General features: G+C 36.1%; 18 protein-coding genes. 9 read left to right on the forward strand and 9 right to left on the reverse strand.

The window, feature by feature from the left end; genetic code table 11:
- Entirely contained in the window at positions 1-2,091 is a 2,091-nt protein-coding gene (locus AC0IWE_RS04180) for an ATP-binding protein (protein WP_471792050.1), read from the reverse strand.
- Entirely contained in the window at positions 2,039-2,215 is a 177-nt protein-coding gene (locus AC0IWE_RS04185; RefSeq protein ID WP_471792051.1) for a hypothetical protein, read from the reverse strand. The genes AC0IWE_RS04180 and AC0IWE_RS04185 overlap by 53 nt, the downstream gene beginning before the upstream one ends.
- A gap of 145 nt (positions 2,216-2,360) precedes the next feature.
- On the opposite strand from AC0IWE_RS04185, the gene AC0IWE_RS04190 reads away from it, so the two are divergent.
- The gene (locus tag AC0IWE_RS04190; RefSeq protein WP_055906907.1) at positions 2,361-2,729 is read left to right on the forward strand and encodes a response regulator transcription factor; all 369 of its coding nucleotides are present in this window, start codon (positions 2,361-2,363) and stop codon (positions 2,727-2,729) included.
- A 4-nt stretch (positions 2,730-2,733) separates the two neighbouring features.
- Here AC0IWE_RS04190 and AC0IWE_RS04195 read toward each other — a convergent pair whose 3' ends face one another.
- Genes AC0IWE_RS04195 through AC0IWE_RS04205 form a run of 3 tightly spaced genes read right to left on the reverse strand, consistent with a single transcriptional unit; the run spans position 2,734 to position 4,010 of the window.
- Positions 2,734-3,540 carry a mechanosensitive ion channel family protein gene (locus tag AC0IWE_RS04195; RefSeq protein WP_471792052.1) on the reverse strand — a complete coding sequence of 269 codons (807 nt, stop codon included), beginning with the start codon at positions 3,538-3,540 and terminating at the stop codon, positions 2,734-2,736.
- 21 nt (positions 3,541-3,561) lie between these two features.
- The gene (locus AC0IWE_RS04200; protein WP_471792053.1) at positions 3,562-3,714 is read right to left on the reverse strand and encodes a hypothetical protein; all 153 of its coding nucleotides are present in this window, start codon (positions 3,712-3,714) and stop codon (positions 3,562-3,564) included.
- Positions 3,715-3,728: 14 nt separating this feature from the next.
- Positions 3,729-4,010, reverse strand: coding sequence for a SpoIIAA family protein (locus AC0IWE_RS04205; RefSeq protein ID WP_471792054.1), 282 nt, complete (start codon positions 4,008-4,010; stop codon positions 3,729-3,731).
- Positions 4,011-4,243: 233 nt separating this feature from the next.
- Between AC0IWE_RS04205 and AC0IWE_RS04210 the strand changes: the two genes are divergently transcribed.
- Positions 4,244-5,362 (forward strand): alpha/beta hydrolase, encoded by a 1,119-nt coding sequence (locus AC0IWE_RS04210; protein ID WP_471792055.1) that lies wholly within the window; start codon positions 4,244-4,246, stop codon positions 5,360-5,362.
- A 100-nt stretch (positions 5,363-5,462) separates the two neighbouring features.
- Here the strand turns inward: AC0IWE_RS04210 and ku are convergent, their stop codons facing one another.
- A complete protein-coding gene (ku, locus tag AC0IWE_RS04215; protein ID WP_471792056.1) occupies positions 5,463-6,233 on the reverse strand; it encodes a non-homologous end joining protein Ku in 771 nt (256 codons plus the stop codon).
- 129 nt (positions 6,234-6,362) lie between these two features.
- Here ku and AC0IWE_RS04220 point away from each other — a divergent pair, with 129 nt between their 5' ends.
- Together AC0IWE_RS04220 and AC0IWE_RS04225 are read left to right on the forward strand one after the other, a co-directional pair.
- Positions 6,363-8,039, forward strand: coding sequence for a glycosyltransferase family 4 protein (locus AC0IWE_RS04220; protein WP_471792057.1), 1,677 nt, complete (start codon positions 6,363-6,365; stop codon positions 8,037-8,039).
- Positions 8,012-8,635, forward strand: coding sequence for a hypothetical protein (locus AC0IWE_RS04225; RefSeq protein WP_471792058.1), 624 nt, complete (start codon positions 8,012-8,014; stop codon positions 8,633-8,635). Before AC0IWE_RS04220 ends, AC0IWE_RS04225 begins: the two co-directional genes overlap by 28 nt.
- A 407-nt stretch (positions 8,636-9,042) precedes the next feature.
- On the opposite strand, the gene AC0IWE_RS04230 is transcribed toward AC0IWE_RS04225, so the two are convergent.
- A complete protein-coding gene (locus AC0IWE_RS04230) occupies positions 9,043-10,509 on the reverse strand; it encodes a glycoside hydrolase family 130 protein (protein ID WP_055906691.1) in 1,467 nt (488 codons plus the stop codon).
- A 156-nt stretch (positions 10,510-10,665) separates the two neighbouring features.
- Here AC0IWE_RS04230 and AC0IWE_RS04235 point away from each other — a divergent pair, with 156 nt between their 5' ends.
- The 4 genes from AC0IWE_RS04235 (at position 10,666) to AC0IWE_RS04250 (ending at position 11,753) form a co-directional block, all read left to right on the forward strand.
- Positions 10,666-10,857 carry a hypothetical protein gene (locus AC0IWE_RS04235; protein WP_471792059.1) on the forward strand — a complete coding sequence of 64 codons (192 nt, stop codon included), beginning with the start codon at positions 10,666-10,668 and terminating at the stop codon, positions 10,855-10,857.
- A gap of 27 nt (positions 10,858-10,884) precedes the next feature.
- On the forward strand, positions 10,885-11,124 hold the full coding sequence (locus tag AC0IWE_RS04240; RefSeq protein ID WP_471792060.1) for a hypothetical protein: 240 nt from the start codon (positions 10,885-10,887) through the stop codon (positions 11,122-11,124).
- A 273-nt stretch (positions 11,125-11,397) separates the two neighbouring features.
- On the forward strand, positions 11,398-11,622 hold the full coding sequence (locus AC0IWE_RS04245; protein WP_471792061.1) for a sensor histidine kinase: 225 nt from the start codon (positions 11,398-11,400) through the stop codon (positions 11,620-11,622).
- A complete protein-coding gene (locus AC0IWE_RS04250; RefSeq protein ID WP_471792062.1) occupies positions 11,622-11,753 on the forward strand; it encodes a hypothetical protein in 132 nt (43 codons plus the stop codon). Before AC0IWE_RS04245 ends, AC0IWE_RS04250 begins: the two co-directional genes overlap by 1 nt.
- Before the next feature lie 251 nt (positions 11,754-12,004).
- Here AC0IWE_RS04250 and AC0IWE_RS04255 read toward each other — a convergent pair whose 3' ends face one another.
- Positions 12,005-12,463: a metallophosphoesterase gene (locus AC0IWE_RS04255; RefSeq protein ID WP_471792069.1), complete on the reverse strand. Its 459-nt coding sequence runs from the start codon at positions 12,461-12,463 to the stop codon at positions 12,005-12,007.
- A 133-nt stretch (positions 12,464-12,596) separates the two neighbouring features.
- The gene (locus AC0IWE_RS04260; protein WP_471792063.1) at positions 12,597-12,848 is read right to left on the reverse strand and encodes a hypothetical protein; all 252 of its coding nucleotides are present in this window, start codon (positions 12,846-12,848) and stop codon (positions 12,597-12,599) included.
- A gap of 285 nt (positions 12,849-13,133) precedes the next feature.
- Here AC0IWE_RS04260 and AC0IWE_RS04265 point away from each other — a divergent pair, with 285 nt between their 5' ends.
- Positions 13,134-13,580, forward strand: a complete 447-nt coding sequence (locus AC0IWE_RS04265) for a DUF763 domain-containing protein (RefSeq protein ID WP_471792064.1) — start codon at positions 13,134-13,136, stop codon at positions 13,578-13,580.
- Positions 13,581-13,638: the final 58 nt, after the last annotated feature.

Raw genomic sequence — 13,638 nt, forward strand, 5'->3', positions numbered from 1 at the left:
TTATCTATTTTTAAAAGCTACATAAAAGGTAGAACCGATGTTTAACGTACTTTCGAACCAAACTCTTCCGTTGTGTTTTTCTACAATCCTTTTTACTATAGCAAGCCCTACTCCTGTTCCCTCAATTTCTTTAACATTGTCCATACGTTTAAAAAGTTCAAAGACTCTGTCGTAATATCGGTTATCAATTCCTATACCATTATCTTTAACGGCATAAATAATCTCACCTTCATCAATATAACCAGAAACCTCAATCTGTGGTTTATCAACCTTTGCAGAGTACTTTACGGCGTTACCAATGAGGTTTGTAAATAATTGAGCAATCATTGTCTTATCACCTTTTAAGTTAGGTAATTGCCCTAAAATAAACTCAGAATTGTCTGCTTTAAAAGCCGTCCACACTTCGTTTTTTATTTCCTCTAACAAGGATGGCATATTAACAATTTCAAAATTAAGTTCTGAGCGGCCCACTCTGGCCAGGTTAAGAATTTCTTTGATTAAAAAATTCATTTTATCTGCCCCGGTTAAAATGCGCGATAACATTTTTTTACCGTTTTCATCAATGCTTTTATTTTTCAGCATCAATTCTGCATAGGTTTTAATAGATGTTAAAGGCGTTCTTAAGTCGTGAGAGATGGTATAACTAAAGGTATCCAATTCCTCGTATGCTGCGTGTAGTTTTTCGTTAAGCAACCTAATTTCGTTTGCTTTTTTATTGATATCGGTAATAATGATCTCCCTAATTCTTAAAACAGATGCAATTTCTTCGGGCATCCATTTATCGGAAGTATTATTTACCACTTCAGACCAGGTTTCGAAAGATTTTCTTGGTGATAAGTTTAATAATCCGTTTTCTGATGGTGTAGCCGGCTTTTCGGGGTTTCCTGCCCAGTTTACATTGCTGATCATTTCGGGTTTAAACCAAATAATCATTTCGCCAAGTTCTTTATTTAAGATACAGGAAAGTATTCCGGAAGCCGTTGATTTGTATTTTTTTGCCTGGGAGTGGATTTCTGGCAAACGGTGCGTATAATAGATGGATTCGTCGCTATTAATTTTAAGCCATTCGGTCAGTTCCCATATTTCATCTACCGTTGGAACATTTCCAAGGGTTTTAAGTTCGTTTTCAAAAATAACAGCTACACCTTCAGCCTTTGTTACATCTAAAATGCTGGTTTTATGCGTTGTTATGGCTTCCAGGAGGTATTTATCCCGTGTTAAATGATCCGTTAGTATATTTGCAGTATCCTTAAACTGTTCGATCACTTTGGCATCTTCTTCTTCTTCGCGGTATTCTAAGGCAGAAGAAAGTATCTGTCCGATTAATTTTGAACCTTCCCGGGCTTTATAATCTATAAATTTTGGACTATAGTTGTGGCAGGCAATCAACCCCCATAATTCGCCATGTGATATTAGTGAAATACTAAAGCTGGAATGCACGCCCATATTTTTAAGGTATTGTATATGGATGGGCGAAACTGCACGTAAGCCGCTATTTGTTAAATCGAGTGGTTCATTTTCTTTAAAGGTAATAATGGCCGAGTCTTCAGCATTAACATCAGCAATTAACCTGGTTAAGTTTAGTTTATAAAGTTCCCTGGCTTGTTTAGGAATATCGGATGCGGGGTAATGGAGTCCGAAAAATGGTTCTAAACGATCTTCTTTTTCTTCTGCTACCACTTCGCCATGTCCATCATCTAAAAATTTATAGATCATGATCCTATCGTAGTTGATCAGCTTTTTAACTTCCAATGCGGCGCCGCTTAATAAAGCAGAAATGGTTTTGCCCTGCAGCATGGATGATGCCGAACGGCCTATCATACTTTGGATATCATATTGAAGGGTAACGGGTTCGAATTCCAGTAACCAATCATTTACAGCCGCGGAGATAATCAGATAAAAAGGTTTGCCATTTATCTCGATGGGATACGGACTGATGGCATCAAAGCTTTTCCGGATAATGCCAAGTTGTAGCAGATCTTCAATATTAAACGCCACATCCTGCTGTTTAATTAAGCTGCTTAAATCTGCGAGGGTTTTATTTAAAAGATCTTTTGCCTGTTCTTTCAGAAAAATCTCCTGTATTTTCACTGAGATAGGTAATTGAGAGGTCGGTTTTATCAACAGCGATAAGAAAACCATGTGATTGAATCTTACCAGGAATGTGGATGGGTTCTTTATCACAGTTGGTTAAATCTACAGAAAATTTGATCATATTAAATTTTGATATTGCAAAAGTATTAGATTTTAACGATAAACAAATATTGCGCCCATTTTAGAATGCCTCTAATTTGACAAATTCGGTTTATGAATTTACTTTTTATTCTATATTTGTTAGAAATTTAACAATTATCCCAAACTTGGCAAAGAAAAACATTTTGGTTATCGAAGATAATCATGCAATCCTAGATGTTATAACCCTTATTTTAGAAAGTGAAGCTTTTAATGTTGCCGGACTAAACAAAGGTGCAGAATTTATAAAACATGTTCACGAGTTTAAACCAGACGTTATAATTATGGACATTATGCTGCCGGATACCGATGGAAGAACATTATTGAAAGAGCTTAAAGATACTGCTGCAACCCAACATATACCCGTTCTAATGATCTCGGCACGATATAATGCATCTAATTATTCATTAGATGGTGTTGAAGCTAACGACTTTATGTCTAAGCCGTTTAATATTGATGAGTTAATGGATAAAATTTACGCACTCCTCAAAAATTAATTATTTAATCGGGCATTCCTGGTAATTTTATTCCTCCAAGCTTTAAGTTTTTCATTAGTACTTCTAAAAACGACAGTTTAGTATCGGTAAAACCATGCGAGTTTACCCAAACATTGAGGTTTACTTTAAATCCGCTGTCTTCTAAAGCGGATACTCCTACTCTTCTTTCAGGAGTTTTAAGGCAATCTTTAAACTCATCAACAGTTTTATTAAAAATAGTTACAATTTGGTCGTAGTCTATACCATAACTAAATTTCATTTCAATATCCAATCTTCTACTTCCTTCCCTGCTGATGTTTATGATCACCTCGTTAGATAGCTTACCATTGGGAATCACAACCGTTCTGTTATCGAAAGTTTGAACAATGGTATAAAATATCTGGATGGATTTTACGGTACCTTCCTGGCCTTGTGCAATAATATTATCACCAACCACAAAAGGTTTTAAAAGTAATATCAGTACTCCGCTGGCAAAATTTTGTAAAGTGCCCGATAGTGCTAAACCGGCTGCAACGCCAATACCGCCTATTAATACGGTTAAAAAGGTAAGCTGTATGCCAATTATTTGCATTACAATGAGTACCAGTAAAATGCGTAAGGTAATAAGCATTAAACTTGTAAGAAAAGGCCTTAAAGATGGGTTTACATCTTTGCGGTGCATTCCATTCTGCATCCACTTTCCTAATAATTTAATTAACCAAAGCCCTAAAATAAGTATCGCTATACCTAAAATTACAGCTGGTCCTTTATCAATTATCCAATCGTATGCTTTATTATAGAAATGATTAATATTACTGGCATCGGCTTTCATAAAACGGCAAATTTTTAACTTTTATGGTTTTTTATGTTTAACGGGAGCATCTTTAGTTACACTTACTTTTTTTGCGTCTTTTGCCGATGTTACTTTATCATCAGCACCTTTTGCTTTTGTATTTTTTGGAGCGGTAGCCTTGCTACTTTCCTGTGGTGTTTTAGAACTTTTCATAATCAATTTTTGTTTTAGTCTTCGGTATTGAGCCATGCTTTGGCTTCTTCTATTTCTTCGGGTTTAAATCCTTTTGATTTACCCGGTGTGGCGATTGTAAAAACATCAGTAAACCACTCCACTCCTTTTTCTGCACTTACAACTGCAATTTTTTTCCATTTGGTAAAATTTTGTAAACCCGCTTTAGCATCCTGAACCCAGGCACCCGCGGTAAAATTTTTAACATCGGTTTCCAATACGAGTAGATATCGGATTTCTTTAAAACGTTGTGCTGTCCGTTTCAGGCCTGTTAACAATACATCTTTAATATCGTCGCTGGTTACTTCACCTGTAGCCCTTACGCCAAAAATATGGTCTGGCAGCCCTGTTTATTTCTGTTAACATACTTAGTTGTTTATGTTAGAACATACTAAATCATAAAGATGTTTGCTGTTTCATTAAATTCTAAAAAGTTGTAGAGATGCAAAAACTGTATCTCACTGATACTGTTATAGAAGCATATCATTTAAAAAACAAAAAAAATAACCTTATGAAAACCAACTCATTAAAACTTGGTGCGCTCATTTGTGGTGTGGCAGTTTCGCTCGCTGCTTGTTCTGGTGGAACTAAAACCACTACCACAACGGATTCTACAATAACTGATTCTGCTGCTGTAGCAGGATTAAAACCTGGTGGACCCGCACCAGATTGGGGTAAAACCATCAAGCCAGAAATGCAAACGGTAATCGAAAAGTTGAGCACTTATGGTGATAAACCTATAGAAACTCTAAGTGCGACGGATGCCCGTAAAAACCATACACCAACTGATGCGGTGATGGATTTAGTAAAACAAAATAATATTAAGGTGCCTACACCAAAGGTGGATACAACCGGGAAAGATATTGATGTGAGTGGAGGCAAAATACATTTAAGGATTTATACACCAAAAGAAGGAAGCGGCCCCTATCCATTAATTGTTTATTATCATGGTGGCGGTTTTGTTATTGCTAATTTAGATGTTTATAATGCTTCTGCACAAGCGTTAGCCGAGCAGGTTGGTGCAATTGTGATATCTGTAGCCTATCGTTTGGCTCCGGAAAATAAATTTCCGACAGCGCATAATGATGCATTTGCTGCTTATGAATGGGCTGTAAAAAATGCTGTAAGCTTAAAAGCTGATCCTGCTAAAATAGCGGTGGTGGGCGAAAGTGCCGGTGGGAATTTAGCTGCTAACGTATCGATTATGGCTAGAGATAAGCACATTATGATTCCGGTACATGAGGTTTTGGTTTATCCAATTGCTCAAGCCGATATGAATACAGCCTCGTATAAAATGTACGAAAAGGCGAAACCATTAAATAAAGCGATGATGGGTTGGTTTACTGAAAAGTATTTAAATACCATGATTGAGGCACAGAATCCTAAAATTTCATTGGTTAATGCTGATTTAAAAGGTTTACCCCCAACTACAATTATCACTGCAGAAATTGATCCTCTACACGATGATGGTGTAATGCTCGCTGATAAATTAAAAGCTGCCGGCGTAAAGGTAGACAGTAAAAATTACGAAGGTGTTACTCACGAGTTTTTTGGAATGGCTATCCTTGTTCCTGAAGCGAAAGCTGCGCAGGCCTTTGCTGCAGATCAGTTGAAAGCTGCATTTAAATAGAAAAAAGGCATTGAAGTGGTAAACACTTCAATGCCTTTCCTGTATAACGTTTAGCTCAAAGCGTTTTATCTCTGACTCAAAACACTCAACTCCAAACTGATTAAGCTCCTTTTTTCGAGCTTAAACTTTGCATCAATTGATCGTATAAATCATCGCTGGTTGTTTTTTGAGGTTTCATCTTTTTAACGGTGGCTCGTTTTCCTTTGGCTTTTGCTTTAATTATTTTTAACAGTTCGGAACTATAATCATCTTTAAAAGCACTTAAATCGAATTTTGAACTGTATTGTTTAATAAGTGCCAAACCTACATCCATTTCTTTTTTGGTGATCGTAATATCATCTACCTTATTAATTTCGGACAAGCTTCTGATTTCTTGTTCAAATCTGATTTTAGTAATTACCAGAACATGTTCCATAGGATGGATTACACAAAGATTTTCTGTATTCCTTAATACAAACCTTGCTACCCCGGCTTTACCCGATTTTTCTAAAGCTTTTAATAATAATCCATAAGCTTTTTTGCCCTGTTTTTCAGGCTCGGTATAATAAGAAGTTTCGTAATAGATAGGATTGATATCTTTTATGTCTACAAAATTTTCGAGTTCAATGATCTTTGTTTTCTCAGGTGCTGCTTCTTCAAAGTCGTGCTTATCCAAAACTACATACCTATCATTTAAAAAGTAGCCTTTAACTATTTTTGTATAGGGCACCTCTTTATGGGTATTTTCATTTACCCTTAAAAATTTAATTTTGGCCTGATCGCGTTCGTCAAGCATGTCCAGATCGAGATTACTGTTTTGGATACCAGAAAATAACTTAATCGGAATGTTTACCAAACCAAATCCAATCGAACCTTTCCATATTGATCTCATAGCTTAATTTTTACTTACTAACAAGCACCCAAATCAGAATGTTTTGGTTTTATTAACTGCAAATTAATGAAATCACAAACTATTTAGCTGATATAATGTTGTTCAAGTATCAACTCTATTGAAATACTTATGAAAATAGCTTATATTTCGACCTATCCCCCACGCGAATGCGGTTTAGCTACCTTTAATCAAAATTTGGTTAATGCTTTAAGTTTAAATCCAGATTATAATCCGAAAAATAGCTTTGTTGTTGCTTTAAATGAATCGGATGATATCAATGAGCATCAATACCCCGATGAGGTAAAATTTGTGATCAGCCAGCAAAACCAGCAAGATTATATCGAGGCGGCAGATTTTATTAACAACAGCGATGTAGACAGTGTAATTATTGAACATGAATTTGGTATTTATGGAGGCAATAGTGGCGTATTTTTACTTTCATTAATCAATAGATTAAAGAAACCATTTATCACCATTTTGCACACGGTTTTAAAGGAGCCGAATTTTATGCAGCAAACCATTATTAAAGAAATTGCTGTAAAATCTGCCAAAATTGTAGTGATGAGTAAAAAAGCTGTGTTATTTTTAACCAGCATCTATCAGATTCCAAAAGCATCTATTCAATTGATAGAACATGGTGTGCCAGATTTGGAACCAGTTTTGAACAATGAAATTTCCCGTAGCGAACTTTTTAAAAACCGCAAAGTACTTTTTACTTTCGGTTTAATTAGTCGCAATAAAGGCCTCGAAACTGTAATTAATGCCTTGCCTAAAATTGTGGCGCAGCATCCCGATGTTTTATACGTGATTTTAGGGAATACACACCCAGGGGTTGTAAAACACAATGGAGAAGAATATCGCGACAGTTTAAAAGCACTAGCAAAAGAGCTAGGTGTAGAAAACAACATTGCTTTTGTAAATAAATTTGTTTCTGAAGGCGAACTTCATCAGTATTTAACTGCTTGTTCGTTATATATAACACCATATTTAAATGAGGCACAAATTACCAGTGGTACCTTATCTTATGCAATTGGTGCAGGCGCAGCAGTAGTTTCAACCCCATATTGGCATGCACAAGAACTTTTAGCCGAAAACAGAGGTAAATTATTCGATTTTAAAAATGATGATCAGTTGGCAACAATTGTAAATGAGCTTTTAAACGATAATGATAAGTATCAAAAACTTAGACAAAATGCTTATGAATATGGCTTAAAGTTACGTTGGCCAGCCATAGGTAGTGTTTATTTAAAGGTATTGAAAGATGCCGTAATTACAGGTAAAAAACCAGAAAGGGTTACTCCACCAATTATTGACGTGGAAAGTATGCCTGCTTTAAATTTAAATCACATTTCGTTATTAACAGATGATACCGGAATTATACAACATGCTCGTTTTGGGATTCCAAATCTTAAAGAGGGTTATTGTATAGATGATAATGCCAGAGCATTGATCATGGCCTTAATGGCTACTGAAAGGGATAAAAATCCTAAAGCCTTAAAATTTATGCCTGTTTACCTTAGTTTTATTCAGTACATGCAGACTGAGGATGGTAACTTCAGGAATTTTTTAAGTTTTAACCGTAATTATCTTGATGAAGTAGGTTCTGAAGATTCATTCGGGAGAACGATTTGGTCGCTTGGTTATTTAATAAGTGCAGCACCAAACAATTCATACCGCGAATTTGGCCGCGAATTGTTTTCGCATTCAATTCCACACTTTAAAGAATTAAAGTATCTCCGTGGAAGGGCAAATACAATTATTGGTCTTTCCTATTTCTTATGCGAGTTCATCCGGGTGATGAGGTGATTGTTAAAGAAATTAATATGTTAGCCAACTCGTTGGTAACCTCATACCAGGAAAACAAAGACGGCGATTGGCATTGGTTCGAGGATATTTTAACTTACGATAATGCAATATTACCACTTGCTTTGCTTCATCATTATGAAGTTACCGGTAATGCTACCTCTTATAAAATAGCCATGGAGAGCATTGCATTTTTAAATAGTTTTTCTTTTGAAAATGGTTACTTAAATCCTGTTGGCAATGCAGGTTGGATGAAAAAACACGAGAAAAATCCTATTTACGATCAGCAGGCAATAGAAACGATGGCCATGGTATTATTGTATGCCAAAGTTTTCGAAATTACGAAGGATAATCAGTATCTGAATTTAATGCATATCAGTTATGAATGGTTCCTTGGTAAAAATAGTCTGCATATTCCTTTGTACGACTTTGAAACCCATGGTTGTGCCGATGGGTTACAATTTAACAGTGTAAATAGAAACCAAGGTGCAGAAAGTACGTTGGCGTATTTTATCTCCCACCTTGCTATTTTAAAGGCTGCAGAAGCTGAATATGAAACTTTATCTTCCCCCTTAGTGGAAGCGGATAAATGTAGTTAAGAATTAATTTGTCTTGGAAATATTAAGGCTGGTTCAGAAATGAACCAGCCTTTTTTTGCGTTGTTATTGAGTGAGGTAAGATTTTATGCTATTCGTCACCCTGAATTTATTTCGGTGACTAAACTTAATTGCATTAGATGCTGAAATAAATTCAGCAGGACGACTTACTATATATAACACACGTCACCCTTAATTTATATCAGTGCGTTAACTTTAATTGCATTAGATGCTGAAATAAATTCAGCAAGACGACTCGATAAGTTCAACGCGGAGATTTTATACTCCGCGTTATCCTGAATTTATTTCAGGGACTAAACTTAATTGCATTAGATGCTGAAATAAATTCAGCAGGACGATTCGATACGTTCAACGCGGAGATTTTATACTATTCGTTAAAACACGAATGATTATTTATTATCCAATAACCTATCTAACAGCAATTCCAAATTAACAGTTGCGAATGAAGAACTATAATCAGATAGGCCGTAAGGAATAATCAATTCGCCATTGCTGATGATTGATCCGCAGGAGTAAACCACGTTTGGTACATAACCTTCGCGTTCTTCGTTATTTGGCATAATTAGTGGCTCTTTTAAGTGACCGATCTCTTTGCTTGGGTCGTCGAGATCTAATAAACTCACGCCAATACAATATTTGCGCATAGGCCCCACACCATGTGTAATTACTAGCCAGCCTTTATCGGTTTCTATTGGTGATCCGCAATTGCCAATCTGCACGAGTTCCCAATCATATCGTGGTTGTTTAAGTAAGATGGGATTTTCCCAAACGTTCACTTTGTCAGAGAACATGAGGTAATTGTTCCAGCCATCAATTCTGCTCATCATAACGTATTTGCCATTAATTTTCCGCGGAAACAAAGCCAGGTTCTTATTCTGAGCGCCATCGCCATAAAGTGGAATAACTTTAAATTCGTAAAAATCTTCGGTTTGTACCAGTTTCGGTATAATTAATGAACCATCAAATGCAGTATATGTGGCATAATACAATATTTTGCCATCATCTTTTATGAATTTCACGAAGCGGGCATCCTCAATCCCTTTACGTTCAAATTCTGAAATCGGGAAAATTACGCGGTCAGAAATATCAGTATCTTTAGAAAAAGTGATCGTATGGTAAGTATCAGATAACCAAAGCACTTTATCATATTCAATTAAACGTGCGGGATTTTCTTTATTCAGTACTTTGGAATCTTTAATGATATTACTCAAACTTGTATATTCAAATTTGTCATCCAGTTTCGACTCAATTTCTTCCAGTACTGAGGTATCAATCTGTGCGTAGGCAGCTTTTTTTAAAAATAGTTTCTTTACGTAAATGGCATTCTTAACTACCTCTGCCTCATCTACATAATTGCCTACAGGTAAAACCTGGATGTTGTTGTTTTTATCAATAAGTGCCCGCCTGAAAACGATTGATGAAATATGGCCCTCGCCTACCGCCCTAAAGCTAATAATTACACGTTTTTCTCCCTCAACAAGGTCAGTCTGGTCTGGATCATCAACGATACTTGGATTAAAAAATGCTGCTGATTCTATTGAATATTCGTGAGTAAAATAGGCACCGATAAGTAAACGTGTATATTCGTCGAGGTCTTCAAATTCGGTTCCAAGGGCAATAAACTGTTTTTTTAATTTTTTGCAGTGGCGGGTTAGTATTTTGGTAATATTTCTATGCCGTTTAGAATATTCTTGTAAGATGGGTGATATCAGTGAAAATACTTTGTCATCAGAAAACTCTAAAACCTTTTTTATTACTTCTAATGCGCGCTCCTCCCCGTTAAAAAAAAAACGGGCAATAACTCTTTTCGTATCTGGGTTTACCTTAACAGGTTTACGTTCTATATATAATCTCATTATTTAAGTTATTTGGGTGATAATTTTAACGCTTATCCTCAATCGCCTACAGAATATTATTTAACGGAATTTACGGTTGAATTGTTTATATTATTTACTTATTAATCATAATCTTTACCTTTAGTGTTTCATTGCCACCGAATAAATATATAGTAAATGCAGATTAAAAAAGCCGAACCGATTAAGCATACAGATAAAGATATGCTTTTTGCCAAATTAGCATCCTACGAAATTCTCAATACCCCAGCTGAAAGTGCTTTTGATCGGATAACACAGCTTGCTGCTCAAATATTTGATGTGGCGCATTCCAGGAATAGGCTTTATGGCAGGAAGAACAGATGTTTGTGAAATCACAATACGGTTTACCTGCAAACCATGACGTCCGCTTTTTGCGATTCATCGCCAATTGTAACCGCAGATGGCTATGCTATCGGGTTAATATATGTGGCATCCGATTCGGCCCAAAATGCTGATGAGAAACAGTTGGAGATGTTAGGTACTTTGGCCGATATGGTAATGGAGAAGCTTGAATCCAGAATCGCAATCAGAAAAAAACGTTCAGGGCTTATGATGACCGCCTGCATGTATTGGTTCATGATCTTAAAAACCCTATGACTACAATTTCATTACAATCGGAACTGCTGGGAAGAATACCTGGTATTGATGAGCTGCGCAGCGGTGGTTGCAGGTAAAATCAATATGCAATCGAAGCGGATGATTGATAATTTAAATGGAATTTTAAAGCAATGCACGTAAAGAAAGTCATTCTTTTAAACCGCAAAAAGCAAAGGTAGATTTAAAAGCAATTATCGAACAGGCAGTTGATGATCTGAGTTTAAAACTCAACCATAAAAACCAGAAAGTATTGATCGGTATTGAAAATTCTTTTTGGAAGCTTTTGCAGATGCTGATAAAGTAAAAGTTGTTTTCGAGCATATTATCGATAATGCAATTAAATTTTCGCCTCAGGGGACTGAAATTGTTATTTCTTATCAAATCCATGAAAATGAAATAACCATTGCGATAAAAGATAGTGGTGTGGGTTTAACGGAAGAAGATCTTGATAAAATTTTCTTAAAATTTGCGCCATTGAGTGCTAAAGCTGACCAATAATGAAAATAATTACGGCTTACGGATTGATTGCCGTAAATGCGATAATTGATATACATAAAGGAAAACTGTGGGCAGAAAGTAGTGGAAAAGACTTAGGCACTACTTTTTATGTTACATTACCCATTAAATAACTTTAAATCAGATAAATCACTGAGTTTCATTTCTTCAAGTAATATTCTTTTTGGGATGTCCTTTTCATGGTACGACCACTTTATCAGCCTGATCATACCAGATTCGATCTCATTTTCCGGTAATATCTCCATCGTTAAAACAACAACAGCCGCTGTTAAAGTAGCTGGGCTGGTATTTCCCTAAAATGTGGTGCTTTATCGCCTTCTTTAATGCGTTTATGAAGTTCTTCTTCCAAAAAACTCGAGATCTTTTAACGTTTTTTCTCTTTTTGAGCCCGATCTAATTTTACATAAATCCGCTCCAGGTGCGTTAAAGATGCAAATACTGGCTGGTGGGTATGTCCGGTAATCAATGCCATGTTCTCCTGTTCAGCAATCCAGCTATACATCATGGTATTGTGCACCGTTTTAAGCTGATTATCGTAAGCAGGTGTATTTGGATTAATTTGTAAGTAGGCTTGCAATGGTGCCCAAATGGTACTTACAAACCATTTACTAAACCAATTGCCATCGCTTTGCAAATCACCCTGATGACCGTGTGTGAGGAAAATATCCAGTATGTTTTCTCCAATTTGCGCCCGGAGGATTGCGCCTTCATAAATGCGGATTTTTTTTCCATAAATTCTGTTCAGGTTAAATCCTGCCAGTGGATCATTGTCCCAATATAAATCGTGATTGCCGAATATTTTTGTGAAACGGTTTTTATTAATAAATAATTTTTCTGCTTCAAAAAAGTATCTTTATTGTGTTTGATTACCGATTCCATTAGATTTTCCCAAAGCTCTTCACTATCACCAAGGTTTATATAATGGAAATCCTTTTCGTTGTAATATTGGAGTGCTTTTAAGTAATTTTTTTCTGATAATGAAAGTTGTCTAGCATAATCACGGTACCTTCGTGTTGGTCGGACAAAATGATAAATTTATCTTCACTGGTGATTTCAAAAATAAGTCCTCGTTTACCAGGGTCCTGATTAATGGTTTTGTATAATTTGCTTAGGGCTTCATGAATACGTTTGCGATCTGGTCTTGAACCAAATCTATTCGACATGCGGATGATCCAGGCACTCAGTAAACGTTGTAAGAGTTTTCGCATGCATATTTTGGGGAACTCGCTTTAATATTATGTTGTGTTTCAAAGTAACAAAAAATATTGTTAATCGTTTTCTTTTATTTCATTGTAACTGTGGTTCCAAAAGATAATCACGGCAGTAAACGAAAAGAACTTGTAGGGTAAAAATCTTTTCAAAGATTAGCAATCATTTTATAATATTCTGTTGACACAACTAAAACATTTTCTGTAATAGAGAATTAGCTGATTAAAATTCTAAATAAATAAAAAATATTTTACTAAATTTGTTAGTATTGAAAAGATCAGGAAGTGCAGATTTACCCTTACACTATGGCCATGTACCACCATGGCTGGTCTCAACGCATGGCTACACTCGGCCTGGCCATTACTGAAGCGATATTGTTAGAGTCTGGCAAGGCAGAAGTTATCCGCCGTTTAAGCAGTCCGTTTTGGTTTCAAAGCCTCGGAGCTGTTATGGGTATGGATTGGCATTCATCTGGCATTACCACATCGGTAATGGGTGCTTTAAAAAAATCAATCAATCCGTTATCTAAAGAATTGGGCATCTATATTTGTGGTGGCAAAGGGAAATACAGCAGGGAAACGCCAAATGAGCTTTTAAAGATAGCCGATAAAACTGGTTTAAATGGAACAGAATTGGTGCGGGCGAGCAAACTGAGTGCTAAGGTAGATGAAGCGGTGAATGCGAAAAACGCGAAAGCGTTTCACGATAAATGCGAAAACCAGTGGTGTTAGCGAGGTAGACCTGGTTAATATCGGTTCGACAACTGAACGAAGTAGGCTAACATAAACA

It is taken from the genome of Pedobacter sp. AC402, assembly GCF_979252805.1.